Origin of the sequence: Massilia sp. PWRC2 (assembly GCF_049896725.1) — a bacterium.
In the GTDB taxonomy this organism is placed as follows: domain Bacteria; phylum Pseudomonadota; class Gammaproteobacteria; order Burkholderiales; family Burkholderiaceae_D; genus JAFCUW01.
This window is the reverse complement of the sequence record NZ_JAFCUW010000003.1, coordinates 253,441-277,849: the sequence shown is the minus strand read 5'-3', so window position 1 is coordinate 277,849 and position 24,409 is coordinate 253,441. Positions and strand designations below refer to the sequence as shown.

At 65.0% G+C, this 24,409-nt stretch carries 22 protein-coding genes; 11 read left to right on the top strand and 11 right to left on the bottom strand.

Annotated features, from left to right (window positions below):
* Positions 1 to 68: 68 nt before the first annotated feature.
* From preA to ACP7BZ_RS08925, 4 genes are all read right to left on the bottom strand, one after another.
* Positions 69 to 1,343 (bottom strand): NAD-dependent dihydropyrimidine dehydrogenase subunit PreA, encoded by a 1,275-nt coding sequence (gene preA / locus ACP7BZ_RS08940; RefSeq protein ID WP_426112195.1) that lies wholly within the window; start codon positions 1,341 to 1,343, stop codon positions 69 to 71.
* Positions 1,331 to 2,710: an NAD(P)-dependent oxidoreductase gene (locus ACP7BZ_RS08935; protein WP_426112193.1), complete on the bottom strand. Its 1,380-nt coding sequence runs from the start codon at positions 2,708 to 2,710 to the stop codon at positions 1,331 to 1,333. The genes preA and ACP7BZ_RS08935 overlap by 13 nt, the downstream gene beginning before the upstream one ends.
* An 85-nt stretch (positions 2,711 to 2,795) precedes the next feature.
* Positions 2,796 to 4,292, bottom strand: coding sequence for a CoA-acylating methylmalonate-semialdehyde dehydrogenase (locus ACP7BZ_RS08930; protein ID WP_426112191.1), 1,497 nt, complete (start codon positions 4,290 to 4,292; stop codon positions 2,796 to 2,798).
* 9 nt (positions 4,293 to 4,301) lie between these two features.
* Entirely contained in the window at positions 4,302 to 5,618 is a 1,317-nt protein-coding gene (locus ACP7BZ_RS08925; RefSeq protein ID WP_426112189.1) for an aspartate aminotransferase family protein, read from the bottom strand.
* A 211-nt stretch (positions 5,619 to 5,829) separates the two neighbouring features.
* Here ACP7BZ_RS08925 and ACP7BZ_RS08920 point away from each other — a divergent pair, with 211 nt between their 5' ends.
* From ACP7BZ_RS08920 to ACP7BZ_RS08890, 7 genes are all read left to right on the top strand, one after another.
* Positions 5,830 to 7,287: a PLP-dependent aminotransferase family protein gene (locus tag ACP7BZ_RS08920; RefSeq protein WP_426112418.1), complete on the top strand. Its 1,458-nt coding sequence runs from the start codon at positions 5,830 to 5,832 to the stop codon at positions 7,285 to 7,287.
* Positions 7,284 to 7,967, top strand: a complete 684-nt coding sequence (locus ACP7BZ_RS08915) for a TetR/AcrR family transcriptional regulator (RefSeq protein WP_426112187.1) — start codon at positions 7,284 to 7,286, stop codon at positions 7,965 to 7,967. The genes ACP7BZ_RS08920 and ACP7BZ_RS08915 overlap by 4 nt, the downstream gene beginning before the upstream one ends.
* Positions 7,954 to 8,535 carry a GNAT family N-acetyltransferase gene (locus ACP7BZ_RS08910; protein WP_426112185.1) on the top strand — a complete coding sequence of 194 codons (582 nt, stop codon included), beginning with the start codon at positions 7,954 to 7,956 and terminating at the stop codon, positions 8,533 to 8,535. The genes ACP7BZ_RS08915 and ACP7BZ_RS08910 overlap by 14 nt, the downstream gene beginning before the upstream one ends.
* A gap of 114 nt (positions 8,536 to 8,649) precedes the next feature.
* The gene (locus ACP7BZ_RS08905; protein ID WP_426112183.1) at positions 8,650 to 8,913 is read left to right on the top strand and encodes a hypothetical protein; all 264 of its coding nucleotides are present in this window, start codon (positions 8,650 to 8,652) and stop codon (positions 8,911 to 8,913) included.
* 10 nt (positions 8,914 to 8,923) lie between these two features.
* Positions 8,924 to 9,808: a sensor histidine kinase gene (locus ACP7BZ_RS08900; RefSeq protein WP_426112181.1), complete on the top strand. Its 885-nt coding sequence runs from the start codon at positions 8,924 to 8,926 to the stop codon at positions 9,806 to 9,808.
* A 25-nt stretch (positions 9,809 to 9,833) separates the two neighbouring features.
* On the top strand, positions 9,834 to 10,589 hold the full coding sequence (locus tag ACP7BZ_RS08895) for a LytR/AlgR family response regulator transcription factor (protein WP_426112179.1): 756 nt from the start codon (positions 9,834 to 9,836) through the stop codon (positions 10,587 to 10,589).
* Positions 10,590 to 10,646: 57 nt separating this feature from the next.
* On the top strand, positions 10,647 to 11,084 hold the full coding sequence (locus ACP7BZ_RS08890) for a VOC family protein (RefSeq protein WP_426112177.1): 438 nt from the start codon (positions 10,647 to 10,649) through the stop codon (positions 11,082 to 11,084).
* Between the two features lie 10 nt (positions 11,085 to 11,094).
* Here ACP7BZ_RS08890 and ACP7BZ_RS08885 read toward each other — a convergent pair whose 3' ends face one another.
* From ACP7BZ_RS08885 to xapA, 7 genes are all read right to left on the bottom strand, one after another.
* On the bottom strand, positions 11,095 to 12,315 hold the full coding sequence (locus ACP7BZ_RS08885) for a nucleoside deaminase (protein WP_426112175.1): 1,221 nt from the start codon (positions 12,313 to 12,315) through the stop codon (positions 11,095 to 11,097).
* Between the two features lie 25 nt (positions 12,316 to 12,340).
* Positions 12,341 to 12,760, bottom strand: a complete 420-nt coding sequence (locus tag ACP7BZ_RS08880; protein WP_426112173.1) for a cytidine deaminase — start codon at positions 12,758 to 12,760, stop codon at positions 12,341 to 12,343.
* Between the two features lie 8 nt (positions 12,761 to 12,768).
* Positions 12,769 to 14,094, bottom strand: a complete 1,326-nt coding sequence (gene deoA / locus ACP7BZ_RS08875; protein ID WP_426112172.1) for a thymidine phosphorylase — start codon at positions 14,092 to 14,094, stop codon at positions 12,769 to 12,771.
* A gap of 150 nt (positions 14,095 to 14,244) precedes the next feature.
* Positions 14,245 to 16,620, bottom strand: a complete 2,376-nt coding sequence (locus ACP7BZ_RS08870; RefSeq protein ID WP_426112170.1) for an aldehyde dehydrogenase family protein — start codon at positions 16,618 to 16,620, stop codon at positions 14,245 to 14,247.
* Positions 16,621 to 16,633: 13 nt separating this feature from the next.
* Entirely contained in the window at positions 16,634 to 17,590 is a 957-nt protein-coding gene (deoC, locus tag ACP7BZ_RS08865) for a deoxyribose-phosphate aldolase (protein ID WP_426112169.1), read from the bottom strand.
* The gene (locus tag ACP7BZ_RS08860; RefSeq protein ID WP_426112167.1) at positions 17,587 to 18,795 is read right to left on the bottom strand and encodes a phosphopentomutase; all 1,209 of its coding nucleotides are present in this window, start codon (positions 18,793 to 18,795) and stop codon (positions 17,587 to 17,589) included. The genes deoC and ACP7BZ_RS08860 overlap by 4 nt, the downstream gene beginning before the upstream one ends.
* Positions 18,796 to 18,840: 45 nt before the next feature.
* On the bottom strand, positions 18,841 to 19,683 hold the full coding sequence (gene xapA / locus ACP7BZ_RS08855; protein WP_426112165.1) for a xanthosine phosphorylase: 843 nt from the start codon (positions 19,681 to 19,683) through the stop codon (positions 18,841 to 18,843).
* Positions 19,684 to 19,965: 282 nt separating this feature from the next.
* Between xapA and ACP7BZ_RS08850 the strand changes: the two genes are divergently transcribed.
* The 4 genes from ACP7BZ_RS08850 to ACP7BZ_RS08835 all read left to right on the top strand — a co-directional run bounded on the left by ACP7BZ_RS08850 (position 19,966) and on the right by ACP7BZ_RS08835 (position 24,339).
* Complete coding sequence (locus ACP7BZ_RS08850; RefSeq protein WP_426112163.1) at positions 19,966 to 21,126, top strand: carbohydrate kinase family protein; 1,161 nt, start codon at positions 19,966 to 19,968, stop codon at positions 21,124 to 21,126.
* A gap of 78 nt (positions 21,127 to 21,204) precedes the next feature.
* Complete coding sequence (locus ACP7BZ_RS08845; protein WP_426112161.1) at positions 21,205 to 22,146, top strand: pseudouridine-5'-phosphate glycosidase; 942 nt, start codon at positions 21,205 to 21,207, stop codon at positions 22,144 to 22,146.
* A 27-nt stretch (positions 22,147 to 22,173) separates the two neighbouring features.
* Complete coding sequence (locus ACP7BZ_RS08840) at positions 22,174 to 23,085, top strand: LysR family transcriptional regulator (RefSeq protein WP_426112159.1); 912 nt, start codon at positions 22,174 to 22,176, stop codon at positions 23,083 to 23,085.
* A 258-nt stretch (positions 23,086 to 23,343) separates the two neighbouring features.
* Positions 23,344 to 24,339 carry a BMP family lipoprotein gene (locus ACP7BZ_RS08835; RefSeq protein ID WP_426112157.1) on the top strand — a complete coding sequence of 332 codons (996 nt, stop codon included), beginning with the start codon at positions 23,344 to 23,346 and terminating at the stop codon, positions 24,337 to 24,339.
* Positions 24,340 to 24,409 lie beyond the last annotated feature (70 nt).

Here is a 24,409-nt window from a genome sequence, read left to right as displayed (position 1 = left end):
GGCTCCTCGGGTGGTGGAAAATTGGGACAGGCACTGCCGGTGCCAGTTCCCCTGCTGCCTGCGATAAGCTAGACGACGCGGTGAGGGTTTCTCTCGTCCTCGGTCCAGTTCATGGACGGCTTGCCGGTCTGCTGCGGCACCATGGTGATGCAGGCTTCGACGGGACAGGTGATTTCGCACAGGTTGCAGCCGACGCACTCCTGCTCGATCACTGCATAGCGGCGCGCGCCGCTGACAGCATCGATCAGTTGCGCAATCGACTGGTGCGAGGTGTCTTCGCAGGCAATGTAGCACTTGCCGCACCCGATGCAGCTGGCTTGGTCGATGTGGGCGATCACCTGGTAATTCATGTCCAGGTATTTCCAGTCAGTGGTGTTGGCCACTGCCTTGCCGGAGAAATCGGCAATGGTGGCGTAGCCCTTCTGGTCCATCCAGCGCGACAGGCCATCTTTCATCGCTTCGACGATGCGAAAACCGTGCAGCATGGCGGCAGTACACACCTGTACCGAGCCGGCACCGAGGGCGATGAATTCAGCGGCGTCGCGCCAGTTGCCGATACCGCCGATGCCGGAAATGGGCAGGCCGGCCGTCAGCGGATCGCGGGCGATTTCGGCGACCATGTTCAGGGCGATCGGCTTGACGGCGGCGCCGCAGTAACCGCCGTGGGTGCTGGCGTTGCCGACCACGGGAAACGCCACCATGCGGTCGAGGTCGAGATGGGTGATCGAGTTGATGGTATTGATCAGCGAAACCGCATCGGCGCCGCCCGCGCGCGCGGCGCGCGCCGGCGCGCGCACGTCGGTGATGTTGGGGGTGAGCTTGACGATGACCGGCAGTTTGCTGTGCTTTTTGCACCAGCGCGTGACCATCTCGACGTATTCCGGCACCTGGCCGACGGCGGCGCCCATGCCGCGTTCGGGCATGCCGTGCGGGCAGCCGAAATTGAGCTCGATGCCATCGGCGCCGGTCGCTTCGACCTGCGGCAGGATCGCCGCCCACAGCGCTTCTTCGCACGGCAGCATCAGCGAGACGATCATGGCGCGGTCCGGCCAGTCCTTCTTGACCTGGGTGATTTCACGCAGGTTGATCTCGAGGCTGCGGTCGGTAATGAGCTCGATATTATTAAAACCGATCACTTCGCGATTCTTGCCGTACAGGGCCGAATAGCGCGAAGAGACGTTGACGGCGGCCGGGTCTTCACCGAGCGTTTTCCACACCACCCCGCCCCATCCGGCCTCGAAGGCACGCACCACGTTATAGGCTTTATCGGTCGGTGGCGCCGAGGCCAGCCAGAACGGATTGGGCGACTTGATGCCGCAAAAATCGATACTCAGGTCGGCCATGCGGTCCCCGCTTTGCTGTGGATGTCGTGATGGATGGCGTGCGCCGCCAGTTTGCCGTGCTGGACCGCCTGCACCGTCAAATCCTGTCCCGGCGCCACGCAGTCGCCGCCGGCGTAGACGCCAGCGAGGGCGGTGCGAAAACTGCCGTCGACGTGAATTTTGTCGCCGCTGCATGACAGTTCGCTGGCCATGGCGTCGGCCAGGGCGATTGGCTCCAGGCTCTGGCCGATCGCCTTGAAAATGGCATCGGCGGCGATCTCGATAAACGCGCCGGTGCCAACCAGCCGGCCATCGGCCAGCCGGGTCTCTTCAAAGCGCATGCCGCGCACCGCGCCATGCTCATCGAGCAGCACTTCCAGCGGCGCCGCCCAGGTGCGCATGCGCACGTAATTGGCCTTGGCGATGTCCTGTTCGTGGTGGGTGGCGCTCATTGCATCGACGCCGCGGCGGTACACCAGCGTGACGTCTTCGGCGCCGAGGCGCTTGATCTGCACCGCCATGTCAATCGCGGTATTGCCGGCACCGATGACAATGGCCCGGCGCGGCACCGGCAGCGCGGTCAAATCGTCGCTCTGGCGCAGGGCGGCGATGTAATCGACCGCCGCCAGCAGGCCAGGGGCGTCTTCCCCCGTCAGCCCCAGCTGGCGACTGGCGTTCAGGCCCAGGCCGAGGAAAACCGCATCGTACTGGCCATGCAGCTCGGCCAGGGTGAGGTTCTCGCCCAGCTTTCTGCCATGGCGCACCTCGATGCCGCCAATGGCCAGCAGGAAGTCGACCTCGCGCTGGGCAAAGTCGCCCGGCAGCTTGTATCTGGCGATGCCGTATTCATTGAGGCCACCGGCTTTGTCGCGCGCTTCGAACACCACCACGTCATTGCCCAGCATCGCCAGGCGGTGCGCGCACGACAGGCCGGCGGGGCCGGCGCCGACCACCGCGATCACCTTGCCGGTGGCGGCGGCGCGCTCGAACGGATAGGCGTCGAAGTGGGCGTGGTCGAGTGCGTGGCGCTGCAGCAGGCCGATTTTCACGGGCCGCGCTTCGGCGTCATGGTTGCGCACGCACACGTCTTCGCACAGGATCTCGGTGGGACAGACGCGCGCGCAGGCGCCGCCCATGATGTTTTGCTGCAGGATGCCGACGGCGGCGCCATTCAGATTGCCATCGTGGATATTGCGGATAAAGCCGGCGACGTCGATCTCGGTGGGGCAAATGCGCGTGCACGGCGCATCGTAACAGTAGAGACAGCGCGCCGCTTCGATGGCCGCCTGGCGCGCCGTCAGCGCCGGCGCCAGGTCAGTGAACTGGGCGTCGAGCGCGCCGCCATCGGCCACGCTGGTGCGCGGCAGGTGTTTGAGTGATTCGATCATGGGCATCCCGGGGTGGTGATCAGGGTCGATGAACCATGGCGGTGCAGGCAACGCCATGGCAACGTCCACCTGCTTGGTTACTCGCTTACTTCATCTGTGGAAAAGCAAATTCCGCGCCCGCGCTGGCGGTGTTGGGCCAGCGCTGCATCACCGCCTTGTGGCGCGTGTAAAAACGCACGCCTTCAGGCCCGTAAGCGTGGTGGTCGCCAAACATGCTCTTCTTCCAGCCGCCGAAACTGTTGAAGGCCATCGGCACCGGCAGCGGCACGTTCACCCCCACCATGCCGACCTGGATCTGGCGCACGAATTCGCGCGCGGTGCCGCCGTCGCGCGTGTAGATCGCCACGCCGTTGCCGTATTCATTGGCGTTGATCAGGGTGACGGCATCGGCCACGCTGGCCACCCGCATGATGCACAGCACCGGGCCGAAAATTTCTTCCTTGTAGATGCTCATGTCGGCGGTGACGTGATCGAACAGGGTGCCGCCGACAAAAAAACCATGTTCGCGCCCGGCCACGACGTGCTGGCGACCATCGACCAGGATGGTGGCGCCCTGCTCCACGCCTTCGCCAATGAGCTGCTCGATGCGCGCCTTGGCGGCGGCGGTGACCACCGGTCCCATTTCAGCGTCGGCCACCATGCCGTCATTGATTTTTAACGCCTCGGTGCGCGCCGCCAGCGCGCCGGCCAGCTGGTCGGCCGCCGCGCCCACCGCCACCACCACCGAGATGGCCATGCAGCGCTCGCCGGCCGAGCCGTAGGCGGCGCCCATCAGGGCGTCGAGCGTCATTTCCATGTCGGCGTCGGGCATCACCACCATGTGGTTCTTGGCGCCGCCCAGCGCCTGCACGCGTTTGCCGGCGGCGCTGCCGCGCGCATAGATGTACTGGGCGATCGGCGTTGAGCCGACGAAGCTGATGGCCTGCACCTGCGGGTTGTCGAGCAGGGCGTCGACCGCCGTCTTGTCGCCCTGGATGACGTTGAAGACGCCATCGGGGAGACCGGCCTGCTTGAGCAGGCGCGCATGCAGCAGCGACGGCGACGGATCGCGCTCGGACGGTTTCAAGATGAAGGTATTGCCGCAGGCGAGAGCGACCGGGAACATCCACATCGGCACCATCACGGGAAAATTAAACGGCGTGATGCCGGCGACCACGCCGAGCGGCTGGCGCATCGACCAGGCATCGATGCCGCGCGCGATCTGGTCGGTGAATTCGCCCTTGAGCAGCTGTGGAATACCGACGGCAAATTCCACCACCTCGATGCCGCGCGCCACCTCGCCCTGGGCGTCGGCGAAAGTCTTGCCATGTTCGCGCGTGATGTGGGCGGCAAATTCGTCGGTGTGCTGCTGGCACAGCTGCAGGTATTTAAACAGCACGCGGGCACGCGCCAGCGGCGGCGTGTTCGACCAGGCCGGAAAAGCGGCAGCGGCAGCGGCGACGGCGGCATCAACTTCAGCGCTGCTGGCCAGCGCCACCCGTGCGCACGGCTGGCCCAGCGCGGGATTGAAGACGTCGGCGTAACGGCCGCTGGTGGTGTCGACTTCCTGGCCGTTAATGAAATGGGGGATGGTGGTGGTCATGGCGCGCTTTCAGTCGAGGTGTTGGAGGACGTTGGCAAGCTTGCCAAACAGTTCGTCGATATGCTGTTTTTCCAGCACCAGCGGCGGCGACAGGGCGATGATGTCGCCGGTGACGCGAATGAGCACCCCATCGGCGAAGGCTTGTTTAAAGGCGGCGAACGCGCGTGCGCCCGGCTTGCCGGCGATCGGCGCCAGCTCGATGCCGGCGATCAGGCCGATGCTGCGGATGTCGATCACGTGCGGCAGCCCTTTGAGCGAATGGACGGCGTCGGCCCAGTAGTGCGCCAGCGAGGCGGCGTGGCCGAGGATGTCCTGTTCGGCGAACACGTCGAGGGTGGCCAGTGCTGCCGCGCAGGCGATCGGGTGGCCCGAATAGGTATAACCGTGCATCATCTCGATGCCGGCAGGGGCATTCATGAAGGCCTCGTAGATAGGCGCCCTAGAGAACACTGCGCCCATCGGAATGACGCCATTGGTCAAGCCCTTGGCGGTGGTCATCAGGTCCGGCTCGACTTCAAAATAATCGGCGGCGAACGGCGTCGTCATGCGGCCAAAGCCGGTGATGACTTCATCGAAAATGAGCAGGATGCCGTGCTTGGTGCACAGTTCGCGCAAGCGCTTGAGGTAGCCCTTGGGGGGAATCAGTACGCCGGTGGAGCCGGCCACCGGCTCGACGATCACGGCGGCGATGTTCGAGGCATCGTGCAGGGCGACGATGCGTTCGAGTTCGTCGGCCAGGTTGGCGCCGTGTTCCGGCTGGCCGCGCGTGTAGGCATTCAAGGCCAGGTTGTGGGTGTGCGGCAGGTGGTCGACCCCGGCCAGCAGGGGGCCGAAACTCTTGCGGTTGTTACCGATGCCGCCGACCGACAGGCCGCCGAAACCGACCCCGTGGTAACCGCGCTCGCGACCGATCAGGCGGGTGCGCTGGCCTTCGCCGCGCGCGCGGTGGAACGCCAGCGCCATCTTCAGTGCCGTGTCGACCGCTTCGGAACCGGAATTGGTATAAAACACATGACCGAATTTGTGGCCCGTGTAATCCATCAGTCGCTCGGCCAGGTCGAAGGCGGCCGGATGGCCCATCTGGAAAGTGGGGGCAAAGTCGAGCTGGCCGACCATCTCGCGCACGGCGGCGACAATGCGCGGCTGGTTGTGGCCGCACGGCACGCACCAGAGGCCGGCGGTACCGTCGAGCACCTGGTTGCCGTCGACATCCTTGTAATACATGCCGTCGGCCGACACCAGCAGGCGCGGATGGGCCTTGAAGTCGCGGTTATTGGTGAACGGCATCCAGAACGCGGACATCGAGGCGGGTCGGGTTTGGTTCATGAGCACTCCAAAATTTGAACGACAGAAAATTTTGACGATGAAGAAAATTATTTACCAGTTGGCAAAACGATGATGCAATAATAGACACAGGCAGCAAGATGGCACAGGTACACAGATCGCAAAAAGGCCCAACCGTATTGGTCGGTCGACCGATACACTTTGGCACACTGTGGGCAAGGGAGCAAACATGACGCGTGCGGTGCTGGCGAAGATGGCAACGACAGGAACAGGCCCGGCCCTGCCGGCGGCGTGGCCGGCCTTGCCGATCGACCGCGCCAGTCGCGCCAGCCTGGTCGAGCAAATCGTCGCCGCCATTGCCGCCATGGTCAAGCGGAAGGAACTGCGGGTAGGCACGCGCATGCCATCGGTGCGCCAGTTTGCCCGCTCGAACGGCGTCAGCACCTTCACCGTGGTCGAAGCGTATGACCGCCTGCTCAATCTGGGTCTGCTGTCCTCGCGCCGCGGTGCCGGGTTCTTTGTCGCCCGCAGCGCGCCGCCGGCGCTGCTGCCAGCTACCGGTGTGGACCCCATGGTGCCCGCCACCACCACCGTCGATGCCCTCACCCCCGACCTGTATTCGGGCGTGTCGGAAGCACTGCCGGTGGGCGCCGGCTGGCTGCCGCCCGAATGGTATGGCGACACCACCATCCTCGACGCCGTGCGCCAGGCCATGAAGATTCCCGCCAACCGCCTGCGCGGCTACGGCCACCCGCTCGGCTTTCCCACCCTGCGCCAGCACCTGGCGGCGCAGCTGTCGGACAGCCTGTTCGCCGTCGACGCCGAGCAAATCCTGCTCACCCATGGCGCCACCCACGCCTTCGACCTGATTTTGCGCACGCTGACGCGGCCGGGCGACTGCGTGCTGGTGGAAGACCCCGGCTACAGCAATCTGACTTCGCTGATCCGCCACCACGGCTGCATCCCGGTGGCGGTGGCACGCGGCGACGACGGGCTCGATTTTGCCATGCTGGCGGCGCAGGCGGCTGCCTGCCAGCCCAAGCTGATGTTCGTCAACACGGTGCTGCAAAACCCGCTGGGCACTTCGCTGTCGCAGGCGCAGGCGCACCGCCTGCTGGGGGTGGCCGAGCAGTTCGATTTCTGGCTGGTCGAAGACGACATTTACCGCGAACTGGCGGCGCGCGGCGAAGCTTCGCTGGCGGCCATGGATGGCTTGCGGCGGGTGATCCGGGTCGGCAGTTTTTCGAAGACGCTCTCGCCGGTGCTGCGGGTGGGCTCGATCTGCGCCTCGCCGTCGCTGCTGCCAGAACTGCTGCGCGTAAAAATGCTGGCCGGGCTGACCACCTCGAAAATCAACGAGCGCGCCGTCTACCACGCGGTGTCGGCGCGGCCGTATCACAAGATGGTGGAAAAGCTGATCGGCCAGCTGCAGTCGCACCGCGAGCGCACCATCGATGTGCTGGCCGAGGTCGGCATGACGCCGGTCGCGCGCCCGCGCGGCGGCATGTTCGTCAGTGCCGGCTGGCCCGCTGATGAATCAAACAGATCGGCCCGATTGATCGCCGGGCAAGCCCTGAAAGCCGGCATCCTGCTCTCGCCCGGTGAGTTTTTCATGCTCGGACCATCGCCGACGGTGTGGTTCCGTTTTAACGTCGCTTACGCCGCCGAGGCGCCGGCCCTGCTCACTTTCCTCCATACGGTCCGCCCATGAACGCCAGTCCGAAAGCAGCCGCCACGACCATCGTCAAGCGCCGCGTGGTCGATCGCGACCGCCTCGAAGCGGACATTGTCGCCATCGCCGTGCAGGTGTTCGCCGACAAGGGTTATGAAGGCGCCTCGATCGCCAGCGTGGCGGCGCTGGCCGGCCTGTCGAAACAAAACCTGATGTACTATTTTCCCACCAAGCAGGCGCTGTACCAGCGCGTGCTCGACGATGTGCTCGATGACTGGCTGGCGCGCATGGATTTACTGGCCGATGCGGGCGGGCAGCCGGCCGACATGCTGCGTGCCTACATCCAGGCCAAACTGCGCTTTTCGCGCGAGCAGCCGCTCGCTTCGCGCGTGTACGCGCTCGAAGTGATCAATGGCGCCCCCCTGTATGGCGAGCAGATTCGGCGCCGCGTGGTGCCGCTGGTGCGCAAGGATATCGAGGTATTCGAGCGCTGGATCGCCGAGGGCCGCATGGGCGCCGTCAATGCCACCCACCTGCTGTTCGCCATCTGGGCGATGACCCAATCGTACGCCGACTTTGCCGCCCAAATGGCGCTGGTACTCGAGCGCACACTGACCGCGAAAGATTTTATGGATGCTGAAACCATGATCGTCGAGATGGTGCTGGCAGCGGTGGCGCTGCCCCCCTGCCCAGCAGGAGGCGCCGATGCCCAGCCTTGATGTGCAACTGCGCAGCGCGCGCCTGCTGCTGCGCCCCCTGCGGCCAGCCGACGCCGCCGCCGTCTTTGCCACCTACGCCGACCCTGAAGTGGTGCGCTACTGGAGCGGCCTGCCGTGGACGGACAGCGCGCGCGCCGACGCCTACATCGCCACCGCCATGGGCGATATCGCCGCTGGCAGCGCCATGCGGCTGGCGCTGACGCTGGCCGACACCAGCCCGGCCGATCAATTCATCGGCCAGGTCACCCTGCACCAGTTCGACGCCCAGAACCGCCGTTGCGAAATCGGCTACGCCCTGCAGCGCGCGCACTGGGGCCACGGCTACATCGGCGAAGCATTACACACCCTGCTGGCGTTCGGCTTCGACCAGCTGCAGCTGCTGCGGGTGGAGGCGGACATCGATCCGCGCAACCTGGCCTCGCGCCGCGCCGTCGAGCGGCTCGGCTTTGAGCAGGAAGGCTTGCTGCGCGAGCGCTGGCTGGTGGGCGAGGAAGTGTGCGACACCGTGCTGTATGGGCTGCTGCGGCGCGACTGGCTGGCGCTCGCTGGCAACGCCGTCGACCGTTAATCGGCCGCCAGCGCCGCCAGCAGCCACGAATCTGCCGTTCATCGGCGCACCGTGGCCCCGCTGAACGGCTGGCGCTACAGTGCATCCATCGACCACTGCTTCCATGGAGCCCTTATGAAACACCTCGCTTCTGCCACCGTCAGCGAACTGTTCAACGACATTTTCAAGGCCACCATGCAGGCCGGGCGCCGGCTGGCGCACGCCATCGGCGCCATGGCCTGGCCGCAGCTGCTGGCCACCTGCGTGCTGCTGGCGATCTTGATCACCATCGTGCCGCTGGCCCTGACCCTGTTCATCGCTTTCATGCTGGTCAAGCTGGTGGTGGCAGCGCTCGTGCTGCAGACGCGCCGCGCGCGCGGCCAGGCCAGGCCAGGCTAAGGGAATCACCATGAAACAGTCGATGAACTGGAACGACCTTGCCACCGTGCTGCGCGACGCCCTCGCCACGGCGCGCCACAACTGGTGGCTGTTCGTCGACTGGCTGGCGGTCGTCGAGTGGAAAAAGCTGGCCATCCTGTGGGTGCTGGTGCTGATCGGCTTTGGCTTGCTGCATACCCCCGAACCGGGCGTGTGGTTCATGCTGATCTCGTTCGGCGTCAAGGTCATGGGCGGCGGCAAACGGCGCGCCGAACTCGGTGCCGCGGCGGCCGACCGCAAGGCCGACGTCGCCAACCTGGAGCGACGCCTGACCGAAGCGCAGATGGCCACCCTGCAGGCGCAGGTCGAGCCGCATTTTCTGTTTAATACGCTGGCGCTGATTGGCCAGCTGATCGAAACCGACCAGCGCGAAGCGGCGCGCGTGCACGCCCACCTGATCGACTACCTGCGCGCATCACTGCCGCAAATGCGTGCCGCTGGCAGCGCCACCCTGGGCAAACAGGTCGAGCTCTCGCGTGCTTATCTGGCGATCATGCAGGCGCGCATGAAGGAGCGGCTGACGGTCGAGTTCAGGGTGCCCGATTTTCTCGGCAGCGCGCCGTTCCCCCCCTTGATGCTGCAAACCCTGATCGAAAACGCCATCAAGCACGGCCTCGAGCCGAGCATCGCCGGCGGCCATATCGAAGTGAGTGCCCGGGTCGACGACGCCACCCTGATCGTCGACGTGGTCGACAACGGCGTCGGCTTTCAACCGCTTTCCAGCGATGGCCTGGGACTGGCGAATATCCACGAACGGCTGCAGCTGCTGTTTGGCCGCACCGCCGAACTGGTGATCGAATCGCCAGCCAGGGGCGGCACGCGGGCGTCAATCCGGCTGCCTTATACAATGATGTAACTGGCAAAATAAAGACAAACAGACCATGACCACCGCCCTGATCGCCGACGACGAAGCCCCCATGCGCGAACAGCTGCGCGCGCGCCTGGCCGAAGCATGGCCGGCGCTGCGCATCGTCGGCGAGGCGGCGAACGGCATCGAAGCAGTCGAGCTGGCGCGGGCGCTGGCACCGGCTATCGTGTTCCTCGACATCCGCATGCCCGGCATGTCGGGCATCGAAGCGGCGCGCCTGCTGTACCAGCGCTGCCACATCGTGTTCGTCACCGCTTATGACCAGTATGCGCTGGACGCCTTTGCGCAGGGCGCCATCGATTACCTGCTCAAACCGGTGACGGCGACGCGCCTGGACACCACCTGCGCGCGTCTGCGCCAGCGCCTGCAGCAGCCGCCGGAAGACATCGGCGTGCAGCTCACGCGGCTGACGGCGGCGCTGCAGCAGGCGCCGGCAGCGCCGCGCCACCTGCGCTGGATCCAGGCCCAGGTGGGCGCCAGCCTGCGCATGATCAACACGCGCGACGTGCTGTTTTTCCGCTCCGACGAAAAATACACGCGGGTGCAGACGGCCCATGCCGAGCTGCTGATCCGCAAAACCCTGAAAGAACTGGCGGACGAACTCGACCCCGATGAATTCTGGCGCATCCACCGCTCGACCCTGGTGCGGGTCGACGCCATCGAATCGGTGGCGCGCGACCTGCGCGGACGATTGATGCTCAAGCTGCGCGATTGCCGCGAAGAACTCGAAGTCAGTCGCAATCACACCCACCTGTTTCAACAGATGTAGCGGCACGCTGTAACGGCGTTACCATGGACGCTCTTGCCACTTTGCGAGGAGCGTGTCATGCCCAATCACCAGCGATCTACCTTGATTCCCTGCATCAGCTACCGCGATGCGCCGCGCGCCATCGACTGGCTCGTTGCCGTGTTCGGTTTTACGCCACAACTGGTGGTCGACGGCCCCGATGGCACGATTGCTCACGCCCAGCTGACCCTGGGCGGCGGCATGATCATGGTCGGTTCGCTGGCCAGGGATGGCGTGTATGCCAGGCTGATGGCGCAGCCAATCGAGATCGGCGGGCGCCAGACGCAGACCACCTGCCTGGTGGTTGGCCATGTCGACGAGGTCGATGCCGTCTACGGCCGCGCGCTCGACGCCGGCGCCACCCTGGTCAGCGATATCGACGACATGGATTATGGCGGCCGCGCGTTTGCCTGCCGCGACCGCGAAGGTCACGTGTGGAATGTGGGCAGCTACGATCCCTGGCAGGTACCGGCCTGAACAGCGACGTTTAGTCGTGCCGCGCCAGCGCCGCGATCAAATCGCCATCGGCCACCTGGCGCGGCGCCACGCCAATGACCTCACGGTACAGCGGCGGCATGCGCGCGCACAGCGCCTCGAGCTGCGCCGCCGCCATCCGTGGCAGCACATACTGCAGCTGGGCCGGATTCGATAATGGCAGCGGCCCTTCCATGGTCGAGCCATAGGCACCCAGGTCCATGAAGCTGGCGGCGCCGTCGTCAAAACCGCGCGCCAGCACGAAGGTGCCGTGCTTGGGATGGCCCAGGTAGCGCTGCACCAGCGCCTGCCGTTCGCCATCGGCGTCGACCAGCAGCTGGTAGCGCAGCTGCGCATACTGGCGCGTGCACTCCATGAAGGCGGTCAGGATCGGCGACTGGCGGCGCCGGCCGGGCGTCACCAGGAGCAGGTTGCCAAAGCCATCGATCAGCGCGGCGCAGTCGCCGTCGCCACCCTGGGCGCGGTCCTGCGCCATCGCCGCCAGCAGCAGCGGCGCCAGCGAAGCATCGGGCGCATGCGGCGCGCCGCGCCACGACAGCGCCTGCGGATACAGGCACTTGAGCTTGCGCACCAGCGGGTGACTGGGCGGCAGCGTGGCCGGATCGCCATGCTGGTCGGGCGCCACGTCGCGCTGCAGCAGCTGCTGCACCTTGTCGGCGGTCGCTTCGAGCGCCAGCGAACACAGGGCCTGGGTCGCTTCGTGAATGGTTTTACCGATAAAAAATGGCGGCGCCGGCGCCCCACGCGCCGCCCGCGCGTACGTCGACACGCCGCGCACGGCCGGATAACACATCTGCGCCGCCAGCCGGCTACCCAGCGCCGGCGGCAACTGCGCAAAGCGCGCGCTGGCATCCATGTCGATGCCGGCGATGGGATCCTCGGCCGCCACCACCACGTTGAACCCGGCGGCAGCGATGGCGCCGGCGCACATGGCACAGGGGTCGAGCGAAGTGACCAGGGTCAGTTCGTGCGGCGCCGGCAGCCGCACGCCGCGCGCGCGCTCGGCGAAATACCAATCGATGAGCTGGCGCTCGCCGTGGGCGGTGGGATCGAACACCAGGCCCCCCTTGACCACCATATTGTGCAGCGACTTGAGGACATTGCCATGCTGGTCGAGCAGCACACCGCCGACGCCGAAAGTGCCGTGCGTCTTGGCGGCGACCGCTTCGCTGGCGGCCAGCGCCACGGCCGCCTGGACATCGATGAGTTTCAACGCTTGGTCAACGCTTCGTCAACGCTTAGGACTTGTTCAAGTCCCAGCCGCCGAAGGCGTTCGGCAACTGGCCGGCGGCGGTGGTGTCGAGGCGGTCGCCTTTCAGATTGGTGAGGATGACGGGTAAATCGTTACCACCCAATTCCAGCGTCACCTGGCGGCAGGCGCCACACGGGGCGATCGGGCCTTCGGTGGCGCCGATCACGGCCAGCGCGGCAAAGTCGCCCGGCTTGTAACCGTGGGCGATGGCGCTGAAAAACGCCGTGCGCTCGGCGCAGTTGCACAGGCCATATGAAGCGTTTTCGACGTTACAGCCACGGAACACGCGGCCATCCTTGCAGGCCAGTGCCGCGCCCACTTTAAAATTCGAGTACGGCGTGTAGGCCAGTTCGCGCGCGGCGCGTGCTTCTTCGATCAGGGCTGCGTAGTTGGTGGCGGTGCTCATGGGCTTCCTTAATGGGGACGGATGGTGTTGTAGGTGACGGGATTGGCGGTGAAGCGCTCGGCGCCAACGACGTAGGCGGCCTGCACTTCGCGTACCGCCTGTGCGGCCGCCGCCTCGGTGCGCGCATGCACCATGGCGAGCGGCTCGCCGACGGCCAACTGCTGGCCCAGTTCGGCCAGGCCAGTCAAGCCAACGGCGAAATCGATGGGGTCTTCGGGACGGCGACGACCGCCACCCAGGCTGACCACGGCCAGACCGAGTGCGCGGCAATCGGTGGCGCTGGCGACACCGGCGTGCAGGCTCGGTACCGGCACGATGACAGGCGCCGTTTCCAGGTAAGCATCGGGGCGTTCCAGCAGGTCGGCCGGACCGCCCAAGGCGCTGACCATGCGGGCAAAGCGCGCTGCCGCTTCGCCCGAATCGAGCGCCGCCTGCAGTTGTACGCGCGCACTGGCGGCGTCGATCGCCAGTTTGCCCAGCACCAGCATCTCGGCGCACAGCGCCATCGTCACTTCGTGCAGGCGCGCCGGGCGCGAGGCGCCGGTCAGGTAATCGATCGCCTGGCGCACTTCGAGGGCATTGCCGGCGACCGGGCACAGCGACTCGTTCATGTCGGTCAGGATGGCCGAGGTGCGGGTACCGGCGCCATTGCCGACATGGACGATGCTCTCGGCCAGTTCCACCGATTTTTCAAAGGTTGGCATGAAGGCGCCAGTGCCCACCTTGACGTCCATGACCAGCGCATCGAGTCCGGCGGAGAGTTTTTTCGACAGGATCGAGCCGGTGATCATGGCCACCGACTCGACCGTGGCGGTGGTGTCGCGGATGCTGTAGAAGCGCTTGTCAGCCGGCGCCAGTTCGGCAGTCTGGCCGATGATGGCGACGCCGACGTCCTTGACCACCTGGCGGAACAGCGCGGGGGACGGCACCGTGCTGTAGCCGGGGATCGAATCGAATTTGTCGAGCGTGCCGCCGGTGTGACCGAGGCCGCGGCCGGAAATCATCGGCACAAAGCCGCCGCAGGCGGCGATCATGGGGCCGAGCATCAGCGAGACGACGTCGCCGACGCCGCCGGTCGAGTGCTTGTCAAGCACCGGGCCAGGCAGCCCCATCGAACGCCATTCCATCACCTGGCCGGAGTCGCGCATGGCCAGCGTGAAGGCAACGCGTTCGTCCATATTCATGTCATTAAAGTAGACGGCCATGGCGAGGGCGGCGATCTGCCCTTCGGTGGTGGCGCCGCTGGTGATGCCGCCCACAAAAAAGCCGATTTCTTCGGCCGACAGGGCCAGGCCATTGCGTTTTTTGCGGACGATTTCCTGATTTAAGAACATGGGCTGTCTTTCAATGACAAAAGCGGGACGGCTTGTGAGGCCGTTCGGTGAAGGCAAAACGGGACCGGCACCGCTGGGTGCCGGTCCGATGCATGCATCGCTGAACACCCGCTCCTGTGGTTTATAAAATGCGTTGCTAGGCCAGCGTGCTTACACGCCGTACGGAATCCAGACATTCTTGACCTGGCTGGCATGGGCCAGCACGGCGCGGCCAGCGGCCTGCTTGATGTCGTACCAGTCGCGCCCGCGAGCGCCACCAACCCAGGTGCGCTTCAGGGTCGCCGCCGACAGGCGCTCAACCTCGGCGCAGCCAGCGGCCGAACCGTCATGGCGCCAGACGGCATCGACGTCGCCGTGGGTGGCCAGCGTGCGCGCCAGTTCGTCGGCGCTGCCGCTGACGATATTGAGCACGCCGCCGGGCAGGTCGGAGGTATCGAGCACCTGGTAGAGGTCGAGCGCGGCCAGCGGATGATCTTCCGACGGCACCGCGATGACGCGGTTACCCAGCGCCAGCGCCGGCGCCACCAGCGCAATAAAGCCCAGCAGCGGTGCCTCGTTCGGGCAGATGATGCCGATCACGCCGACCGGCTCGTTGAGCGCCACCGTGATGCCGTGCATCGGCGGCTGGTGCACCTGGCCGTCGTACTTGTCGGCCCAGGCGGCGTAATAAAACAGCCGCTCGATCGATGCCTGCACTTCGCGCTGCGGGTCTTTTGAGCCCGTCATGGCCGCCAAGCGGGCGGCAAATTCGTCGGCGCGCACGGCCAGATTCTCGGCGATGTAGTACAGCACCTGGGCGCGGTTGTGGGCAGTGGCGCGGGTCCAGCCAGATGCTTTATGGGCCGCTTCGACGGCGTTGCGGATGTCCTTGCGGTTGCCGTCGCCAATATCGGCGAGAAAGCTGCCATCGACGCCGTGCACCGCGCGGCTGTAGGCGCTGTCGGGGCGGGTTTGCTTGCCACCGATGTACAGCTTGGCGGTGCGGTCGATGGTCAGTGCGTCGCCAGCGATCGGCCGTGGCGTGGCCATGGCCGACAGCGTCGGCGCGGCCGGGCGGCGGTCTTCGGCCAGCGCCGTCATGTATTCGAGCATGCCCTCTTTACCGCCTTCGCGACCGAAACCCGATTCGCGGTAGCCGCCAAAGCCGCAGGCGGCGTCAAACTGGTTGGCGGTGTTAATCCACACCACGCCAGCCTTGATTTGCGGGGCGACGTCGAGCGCCAGGCTGATCGACTCGGACCAGACGCAGGCAGCCAGTCCGTACACCGTGTTGTTGGCCAGCTGGACCGCTTCGGCAGGGGTGCGAAAACTCATGGCGACTAACACCGGGCCAAAAATCTCGGCCTGGGCGACGGCGGCCGAAGTGGACGCGCCCGTGATCAGGGTCGGCAGATACCACGAACCGGCAGCCGGCGTCTCGCACTGTGGCTGGTAAATGGTGCAGCCTTCGGCGCGCGCCGATTCGACCAGGGCGTCGATGCGCTGGCGCTGCACCGGATCGACCAGGGCGCCCACATCCATCGATTTGTCGAGCGGCGAACCGACCCGCAGATTGTCCATCCGGGCGCGCACCTTGGCCAGAAAACGCTGCTCGACCGATTCCTGCACCAGCAGGCGCGAACCGGCGCAGCAGACCTGGCCCTGATTGAACCAGATCGAGTCGACCAGCCCTTCGACGGCGGCGTCGAGATCGGCGTCGTCAAAGACGATGAACGGCGACTTGCCGCCCAGTTCGAGCGAGAGCTTCTTGCCGCTGCCAGCAGTGGCCGTGCGGATCAGGCGCCCCACTTCGGTCGAGCCGGTGAACGCCAGCTTGTCGATGCCGGCATGGTTGACGATCGCCTCGCCGACCCTGCCGTCGCCGGTGACGATGTTGACGACGCCGGCCGGCACCCCGGCCTGCACGCAGATCTGCGCGAACAGCAGCGCCGTCAATGAGGTAAATTCGGCGGGCTTGAACACCACCGTGTTACCGGCAGCGAGGGCCGGTGCGATTTTCCAGGCCAGCATCAGCAGCGGAAAATTCCACGGCACGATCTGGCCGACTACGCCAACGGCGCGGTAGTCGGCAAATTCTTCAGCCTGGATCTGGGCCCAGCCGGCGTGGTGATAAAAATGGCGGGCCGCCAGCGGCAGATCGGCGTCGCGCGTTTCGCGGATGGTCTTGCCGTTGTCGAGCGTTTCGATGACGGCGAACAGGCGCGCGTGCTTTTGCAGCAGGCGCGCCAGCGCGTACAGCACGCGCGCACGACCGTGGCCGCCGAGGGCCACCCAGCCCGGCTGGGCGCGGCGTGCGGCGCCGACGGCGCGCTCGACGTCGCTGCTGCTCGCCTGGCTGATGTGCGCCAGTTCGACACCATCGGCCGGATTGATCGATGCGAAGGTGTCGGCCGGCTCGCTCCAGACGTTATCGATGAACAGGCCGAAGCGGCGGCCGTGCTGCTCGAGCCAGGCATGCGCTTCTTTGGTGCTTTCGGGAGCTGGGCCGTAATCCATGGTGGTGAGAATCTCGTTGATAGTTGGCATGACGAATCCGTTCTTATGGTTGCGCGTGGCGGTGGTTCGCCGAGTAACTGCCGGTGACGTAGTGTTCGAGCTGGCGTTCGATGTCGGTCAGCAGGCTCGATGCGCCGATGCGAAACAGGTGCGGTTCGAGCCACGCGCGACCCAGTTCTTCTTTCATCAAGGTCAAATACTGCAGCGCCGACTTGGCCGAGCTGACGCCACCGGCGGGCTTGAAGCCCACCTGAAATCCGGTCTGCTGGTGGTACTCGCGGATCGCCCGCACCATGGTCAAGGCCACCGGGATGGTGGCATTGACGCCTTCCTTGCCGGTGGACGTCTTGATGAAGTCGGCGCCGGCCATCATGCACACCATCGACGCCTTGGCGACATTGTCCAGCGTGGTCAGATCGCCCGTGGCGAGGATGGCCTTGACGTGGGCATCGCCGCAGGCTTGGCGGTAAGCGAGCATTTCGTCATACAGGCTTTGCCAGTTAGCGTTTAAAACGTGCTGGCGGGTGATGACGATGTCGATCTCGGTGGCGCCGGCAGCGACCGACAGCTCGATCTCGCGCAGCTTGGTTTCCATGCTGGCCAGACCGGCCGGAAAGGCGGTCGACACGGCGGCGATCGGCAAGCGGCCCTGCAGGATGTGGGCGGCCGGTGCGATCATTTCGTGGTACACGCAAACGGCGCCGGTGGTAACGTTGTCGATGCCGAGCGCTGCGACCAGGTCGGCGCGCAGGGGCCGCATGGCCTTCATGCACAGGCGCTCGACGCGGCCGGGGGTGTCGTCGCCACCGAGGGTGGTCAGATCGATGCACTTGATCGCCTGTACCAGCCAGGCAGCCTGGTATTGTTTTTTGACAGTGCGGCGGTTGGCCAGGCTGGCGGCGCGGCGGTCGGCGGCGTTGCGGTTGACGCGGATCTGGTTGACCCAGCCCAGATCGAGGCTGCTGGCCTCGTTGCGTTTGAAGTCGAGGGGCTGGCTCATACTGATGTGGCTCCTAACAAGGCGGTTCCGTACGAAAGTGGGGCTACACCCAGGTGGGCGGCCAGGGTGGCGCCGATGTCCGAAAACGTCGGCGACACCGGCAGCGCGCGCGCGGCCACGCCGGGTCCAAAAAAGATCATGGGGATGTGTTCACGGGTGTGGTCCGAACCGGGCCAGCTGGGGTCGCAGCCATGGTCGGCGGTGATGACCACCAGGTCGTCCGGCTGCAGCTTGGCCATGAATGCGGGCAGGCGCGCATCGAATTCGTGCAGCGCCTGCGCATAGCCGGCGACGTCGCGGCGGTGGCCGAAGTGCTGGTCGAAGTCGACAAAATTGACAAACGTGAGCGACTGGTCGCCCGCTTCATCGGCCACCTGCAGCAGGGCGTCGAACAGCGCCATGTTGTCCGCTCCCTTGACCACCCGCGAGATGCCCTGGGCAGCAAAAATATCGCTGATTTTGCCCAGGCCGATCACTTCGCCGCCAGCGTCCTTGACATGGTCGAGCAGCGTTTTCGCTGGCGGCGGCACGGCGTAATCGTGGCGGTTGCTGGTGCGCTTGTAATTGCCGTTCTCGCCGGTGAACGGGCGGGCGATGATGCGGCCGATGTTGTACGGCTTGACCAGTTCATAGGCCTGCTCGCAGATGGCGTACAGGCGCTCGAGGCCGAAGTGTGCTTCGTGGGCGGCGATCTGCATCACCGAGTCGCCCGAAGTGTAGATGATCGGTTTGCCGCTGGCGACGTGCTCGTCGCCGTACTGGTTGATGATCTCGGTGCCGGAAGCGTGGCAGTCGCCCAGAAAACCCGGCACGCCGGTCAGCTCCTGCAGCCTGGCCGTCAGTTCGGCCGGGAACGACGGCACCGTGCGGGGAAAATAGCCCCAGTCGAAATTGACCGGCACGCCGGCGATTTCCCAGTGGCCGCTCTGGGTGTCCTTGCCGGTCGAGCGCTCGGCGGCGGCACCATAAGCGCCGGTAAAGCCGTCGCGCAGGGTGAAGCCGGCGGGCCAGGCGCCGCAGGCGCTGTGGGCGGCGGCGGCCAGACCGAGGCGCTCCAGGTTCGGCAGCGCCATCGGCGTGCCGCCATCGAAAGCCCACTGGGCGATGTGGCCAAAGGTGTTGGCACCGACGTCGCCGAATTGGGCGGCATCGGGCGCGGCGCCCAGGCCAAAGGAGTCAAGCAGGAGAATGAATGCGCGGGACATCGGCAAGCCTCGTCAATAAATGGTGGATGGAACCCGGGGTCAATCTCAGGCGTCGGCGCGCGGCGTCTTCGCCAGGTTTTCCAGAAACGCCAGGATCAGCTTGACCAGTTCCTTGGCGCCGATCGCCGCATATTTGAGCGTCTGTTCGTGCGACAGGGGAAACGGTGACATGCCTTCGGCCAGGTTGGTAATGACGGACACGCCCGTCACCTTCAGGCCGCAGTGGCGCGCCGACACCACTTCCGGCACCACCGACATGCCGACGACATCGGCGCCCAGCTTGGCCATCATGCGAATTTCGGCAGCGGTTTCAAAGTTCGGGCCAGCGTAGGCGATGAACACGCCTTCGTGCAGGGTGATGGCATGCTCGGCGGCGCTTTGCTGGACCAGCGCGCGGATGTCGGCGTCGTAGGCATTGGCCATGCTGAAAAAACGCGGGCCGAAACGGTCATCGTTGGGGCCGACCATGGGGGTGCCCGGCAACCAGTTGATGTGGTCAGTGAGCGCCACCAGGCTGCCGGCGTCGACTTCGGGGCGCAGCGAACCGGCCGCGTTGGTGACGAACAGCATTTCGCAGCCCAGCAGTTTCATGGTGCGCACGGCCGAGGTCATCACGCCCATGCCATAACCTTCGTAGAAATGGCCGCGCCCTTTCATGCAGACGACGTCGACGCCGGCCAGGGTGCCCAGCACCAGTTCGCCCGCGTGGCCATGCACGGTGCTGATGGGGAAACCGGGCAGTTCATCGAAGCCGATGCTGATGGCATCCATCATTTGCTCGGCCAGCACGCCCAGGCCCGAACCGAGGATCAGCGCCACACGGGGCGTAAAACCAGGCTTGCGCGCACGGATCAGGTCGGCGGCTTCGAACGGGGTGTTATTGGACATGCGGATTCCTTGAAATGGGTGAGGGTCGATGGGCGCCGGTGCAGACGGTGGCGCGGTACCGCGCGCAGGGCGGCCAGGACAGTATTATAACTATGCACCGCTGACGATATGTATGGCAAATACTGTTTTTCTTGCCGATTTATATATTAATGATATAAGTTATGGCAATGCCAGCTGCCCTTGCCTGTGCCCGCAGGCAACCGTCGACACAGGGGCCACAGATTGGCTTGACGCCAAACCGACATATGTTTATCATGAAAGACAAATGTTGATGGCAACCCTATGACCGAACTTCCGAAAAAAGAGCAGCTCTACGAACTGATCAAGGTGAATCCCTTCATTTCGCAGCAAGACCTGGCCATCGAGCTGCGCTTGTCGCGTTCGGCCGTCGCTGGCCACATTGCCGGCCTGATCCGCGAGCGCCGGCTGCTGGGGCGCGCCTACGTGCTGCCGGGACGGCGACCGATCACCTGCATCGGCGCGGCCAACCTCGATCGCAAGCTGCGCTCGCTGGCGCCACTGACCATGGGCACCTCCAACCCGGCCCGCCAGGATGAGTCGTTTGGCGGCGTCGCCCGCAATATCGCGGAAAACCTGGCGCGCCTGGGCGCACCGGTGGCCTTGACCACGGCGGTTGGCGACGACGCTTCCGGCCGCGCCCTGCTGGCCCAGGCCCAGGCCATCGGCATCGACACCGGCAGCACCGTCACCCTGGCCGGCCGTTGCAGCGGCACTTACACGGCGCTGCTCGACGCCCATGGCGAGATGGTGGTGGCGCTGGCCGACATGGCCCTGTACGAGGCGATCACGCCGGCGCTGCTGGCCGAACAGGCGCTGCACCGCAGCGCGCCAGCGCTGACGGTGGCCGACCTGAACCTGCCGCCGGCCACCGTCGCCGCCCTGCTGGACGATGCCGCCCATGGCGCCGCGCCACTGGTGATTGTCGCCGTCTCGCAGCCGAAGATGGCGCACCTGCCGGCCGCTTTGCACGGCCTGCGCCTGCTGATCCTCAATCAAGGCGAACTGGAAACGCGCGTCGGCGCGCCGATCCGCCTGGACGCCGACTTTGCCGCCGCCTGCGCCCTGGTGCAGGCGCAGGGCGCGCAGGACGTCATCGTCACGCGCGGCGCCGGCGGCCTGTTTTATACGCTGCCCGGCGGCGCCGTCGGCCAGATGGCCGCGCCCGCAACGACCGTGGTCGACGTCACCGGCGCCGGCGACGCCTTTGCCGCCGCCGTCTGCTGGTCGCTGTTTAATGGCAGCGACGACCTCGAACTGGCATGCCGGCGCGGCCTCAAATTATCCGGCATGACGCTCGAGTGCGAAGAAACCGTGTGCCCATGGCTGGGCGCCGATAGTCTTGACGAGATTCACAATTTTGGCAGTGACGATGGCCACGACTACCTGGCGCCGCCGGGCTTCAACGCCCTGTATCAGGAGTAGCCAGGCAGCACGCAGTTAGTGCGCAATTAGCACGCAGTTAGCACCCCGTTAGCACCCACCCCCTTCCAGGACCCCGCCATGCAACAGTACCTCTTGTTTTCCGCCGAAGTGGCCGCCGCCCGCAGCGCTGGCACGCCCATCGTCGCCCTCGAATCGACCATCATTTCGCACGGCATGCCGTATCCGCAAAACGTGCAGACGGCGCGCGACGTCGAGCAGCTCATTCGCGACGGCGGCGCGGTGCCGGCCACCATCGCCATCATCGACGGCAAGATTTGCATCGGCCTGTCGGCGCAGCAGCTCGAACTGCTGGGCAGCGCGCCGCACGCCATGAAGGTCAGCCGCAGGGATCTGCCGTATGCGGTCGCCAGCGGCACCCTGGGCGCCACCACGGTCGCTGCCACCATGATTTGCGCGGCGTTGGCCGGCATCGATGTGTTTGTCACCGGCGGCATCGGCGGCGTGCACCGCGGCGCCGCCACCAGCTTCGACATCTCGGCCGACCTGCAGGAACTGGCGCGCACCAATGTCACCGTGGTGTGCGCCGGGGTCAAGTCGATCCTCGATATTGGCCTCACGCTGGAATACCTGGAAACCCACGGCGTGCCCGTGATCAGCGTTGGCCAGAGTGGCTTTCCGGCCTTTTTTACGCGCGAGAGCGGCTATCAGGCCGATTTTCAGATGGACAGCGCCGAACAGCAAGCAAGCTTCATCCACACCAAGCGCGCGCTCGGCCTGTACGGCGGCGTCGTGGTCGCCAATCCGGTGCCGGCGCAAGACGCCATGCCGTTCGACGAGATCGACGCCATCACCACGCGCGCACTGGCCGAAGCCGATGCCGGCGGCATCAAGGGCAAGGCGGTCACCCCTTTCCTGCTTGCGCGCATCAAGGAGCTCACGGGTGGGCGCAGCCTGGCCACCAATATCGCCCTGGTCAAGCACAATGCGGTGGTTGGCGCCCGCCTCGCCGTGGCCCTGCGCGGCGCCGTGCACGATCGCGCTGCCAGCGCCATCCTCTAAATTTTGACCCTCTCCTCGCCAGGCGCCATGTCCATCGATCTGAAGCAACTGAAATACTTCCTCGCCGTCGCCGAAGAAAAAAGCTTCAGCCGCGCCGCCGAGCGCCTGCACATTTCGCAACCGCCCCTGTCGCAGCAAATCATGAAGCTGGAGAGCGAACTGGGCGTCAAGCTGTTCGCCCGCACCACCCGCAGCTTTGAATTGACGGTGGCCGGCAAGGCGCTGATGGTCGAAGCGGCCGACCTGCTGGGGCGCATGCGCATGACCATCGACACCATCCGCCAGATCGACCGCGGCGAAGTGGGCCGGCTGCGCGTGGGCATCGTCGGTTCGGCCATGTGGGGTCCCATCCCCAGCCTGCTCGAGCAGTTCCAGACAAATTTTCCAAAAGTGAGCTGGACCTTGCACGAGGCCGGGCCGAACGTGCAGTACGAGGCGCTGCGCGCCAAGCAGATCGATGTCGGCTTCTGGCGCGAGCCGGCGCTCGACGCCGACGAACTCAAACACGACAAGCTGCACCAGGAACTGTGCTTTCGCGAAAATGTCTGTGTCGCCGTCAATGAACACAGCCTGCTGGCGACCCGCACCAGCATCGACCTGATCGACCTGGCGGGCGAACCGATGCTGACGCTGGCGCAGGACAAATCGTCGTTTCCGCGCTACCTGATGCAATGCTGCGTCGACGCCGGCTTTGCCCCGAATATCTTCCAGGAAGCGTCCGAGCCGCAGACACTATTGGCGATGGTCGGTGCCGGCCTGGGCGTGTCGCTGATGCCGGAGACCACCAGCCGCATCGGCTGGCCCGGCGTGGTGTTTGTACCCATCAACAATCCACCGTCGGCCAATCTGTATATCGCCTACACCACGGCCGACGATGCGCCGGTGGTGCGGGCGTTCCTGAATATCTTGAATCCGGCAGCGGCGCTGGAAACGCCGTAAGGGCTTATTTATTTCTTTAAAATATAAATCGACAAGAAAAAACGTATTTGTCGAACATATGAGCTTGATGCACAGTTGACCATACCGGATTCCGCCACTGCGACACCAGATACATGCCGTTACGCTAAACAGGGCCACATGCTGCGACAATACGACGCGGCAGTCAGACTGCAGCGCCTTGGCAATTCGTTTATGCGACAGCCCCCTCCCAACACAGCCGTTGCGGCGGGTACAATACCGGTATTCTCTGGAGGCTTCATGAAATTCAAGCAACTCAGTATGTCGATCGCCGCTGTGCTTGTCGCTACCAGCGCGCAGGCTGCCGATCCCAAACTGGGCATCGTTTATGATGCCGGCGGTAAATTTGATAAATCGTTCAACCAGTCCGCTTTCGAGGGCGCCAAGCGCTTCCAGGCCGAGACCAAGATCGGTTTTATCGAAGCGCAGGCCAGCAGCGATACCCAGGCCGAGCAAGTCTTGCGCGGCCTCGCCCGCAAGAAGCTCGACCTGATTGCCGCCATCGGTTTTTCGCAGACCCAGGCCGTGCAAAAAGTCGCGGCTGAATTTCCGAACGTCAAATTCGTGCTGATCGATAGCATTGCCAAGGGCGACAACGTCAATTCCGTGCTGTTCAAGGAAGAAGAAGGTTCCTACCTGGTGGGCGTGGCCGCATCGATGGCATCGAAATCGAAAAAACTGGGTTTTGTCGGTGGCATGGACATTCCCCTGATTCGGGCGTTTTCCTGTGGCTTCAGCCAGGGCGCCAAGGCAAACAACCCGAAAGTCGACGTGCTGCAAAACATGGTCGGCACCACCAGCGCCGCCTGGAACGATCCGGCCAAGGGCGGCGAGCTGGCCCGGTCGCAGTTTGACCGCGGCGTCGACGTGGTGTTCGCCGTCGCCGGCGGCAGCGGCATGGGCACGCTGCAAACGGCCAAGGAAAAAGGCAAGCTGGCCATCGGCGTCGATTCGAACCAAAACTATTTGCACCCGGGTACCATGCTGACCTCGATGGTCAAGCGCGTCGACGGCGCCATCTATGACTCTTTCATGGCGGTCAAAAACGGTAGCTGGAAAGCGGGCGTGTCGTACCGCGGCCTGAAAGAAGGCGGCGTCGACTGGGCGCTCGACAAGGACAACCGCGCCCTGGTCTCGCCAGAGATCGAGAAGAAGGTCAACGAAGCGAAGGCTGCCATCATCAGTGGCAAGATCAAGGTCATCGATTACCGCGTCGGCAGCAGCTGCCCGGTTTAATTTTTTACGTGCCCACAGAGCGCGCCGCACCGGGTTGTCCGGTCCGGCGCGCTTTTAAATACCAAACACA

What these genes read in the sequence shown, in the direction of transcription:
- preA (WP_426112195.1), bottom strand. Translation starts at nt 1,343, where the DNA reads ATGGCCGACCTGAGTATCGATTTTTGCGGCATCAAGTCGCCCAATCCG.
- ACP7BZ_RS08845 (WP_426112161.1), top strand. Translation starts at nt 21,205, where the DNA reads ATGCAACAGTACCTCTTGTTTTCCGCCGAAGTGGCCGCCGCCCGCAGC.
- deoA (WP_426112172.1), bottom strand. Translation starts at nt 14,094, where the DNA reads ATGTTCTTAAATCAGGAAATCGTCCGCAAAAAACGCAATGGCCTGGCC.
- ACP7BZ_RS08930 (WP_426112191.1), bottom strand. Translation starts at nt 4,292, where the DNA reads ATGACCACCACCATCCCCCATTTCATTAACGGCCAGGAAGTCGACACC.
- deoC (WP_426112169.1), bottom strand. Translation starts at nt 17,590, where the DNA reads ATGAGCCAGCCCCTCGACTTCAAACGCAACGAGGCCAGCAGCCTCGAT.
- ACP7BZ_RS08840 (WP_426112159.1), top strand. Translation starts at nt 22,174, where the DNA reads ATGTCCATCGATCTGAAGCAACTGAAATACTTCCTCGCCGTCGCCGAA.
- ACP7BZ_RS08835 (WP_426112157.1), top strand. Translation starts at nt 23,344, where the DNA reads ATGAAATTCAAGCAACTCAGTATGTCGATCGCCGCTGTGCTTGTCGCT.
- ACP7BZ_RS08905 (WP_426112183.1), top strand. Translation starts at nt 8,650, where the DNA reads ATGAAACACCTCGCTTCTGCCACCGTCAGCGAACTGTTCAACGACATT.
- ACP7BZ_RS08900 (WP_426112181.1), top strand. Translation starts at nt 8,924, where the DNA reads ATGAAACAGTCGATGAACTGGAACGACCTTGCCACCGTGCTGCGCGAC.
- ACP7BZ_RS08935 (WP_426112193.1), bottom strand. Translation starts at nt 2,710, where the DNA reads ATGATCGAATCACTCAAACACCTGCCGCGCACCAGCGTGGCCGATGGC.
- ACP7BZ_RS08880 (WP_426112173.1), bottom strand. Translation starts at nt 12,760, where the DNA reads ATGAGCACCGCCACCAACTACGCAGCCCTGATCGAAGAAGCACGCGCC.
- xapA (WP_426112165.1), bottom strand. Translation starts at nt 19,683, where the DNA reads ATGTCCAATAACACCCCGTTCGAAGCCGCCGACCTGATCCGTGCGCGC.
- ACP7BZ_RS08860 (WP_426112167.1), bottom strand. Translation starts at nt 18,795, where the DNA reads ATGTCCCGCGCATTCATTCTCCTGCTTGACTCCTTTGGCCTGGGCGCC.
- ACP7BZ_RS08895 (WP_426112179.1), top strand. Translation starts at nt 9,834, where the DNA reads ATGACCACCGCCCTGATCGCCGACGACGAAGCCCCCATGCGCGAACAG.
- ACP7BZ_RS08920 (WP_426112418.1), top strand. Translation starts at nt 5,830, where the DNA reads ATGGCAACGACAGGAACAGGCCCGGCCCTGCCGGCGGCGTGGCCGGCC.
- ACP7BZ_RS08870 (WP_426112170.1), bottom strand. Translation starts at nt 16,620, where the DNA reads ATGCCAACTATCAACGAGATTCTCACCACCATGGATTACGGCCCAGCT.
- ACP7BZ_RS08925 (WP_426112189.1), bottom strand. Translation starts at nt 5,618, where the DNA reads ATGAACCAAACCCGACCCGCCTCGATGTCCGCGTTCTGGATGCCGTTC.
- ACP7BZ_RS08850 (WP_426112163.1), top strand. Translation starts at nt 19,966, where the DNA reads ATGACCGAACTTCCGAAAAAAGAGCAGCTCTACGAACTGATCAAGGTG.
- ACP7BZ_RS08890 (WP_426112177.1), top strand. Translation starts at nt 10,647, where the DNA reads ATGCCCAATCACCAGCGATCTACCTTGATTCCCTGCATCAGCTACCGC.
- ACP7BZ_RS08910 (WP_426112185.1), top strand. Translation starts at nt 7,954, where the DNA reads ATGCCCAGCCTTGATGTGCAACTGCGCAGCGCGCGCCTGCTGCTGCGC.
- ACP7BZ_RS08915 (WP_426112187.1), top strand. Translation starts at nt 7,284, where the DNA reads ATGAACGCCAGTCCGAAAGCAGCCGCCACGACCATCGTCAAGCGCCGC.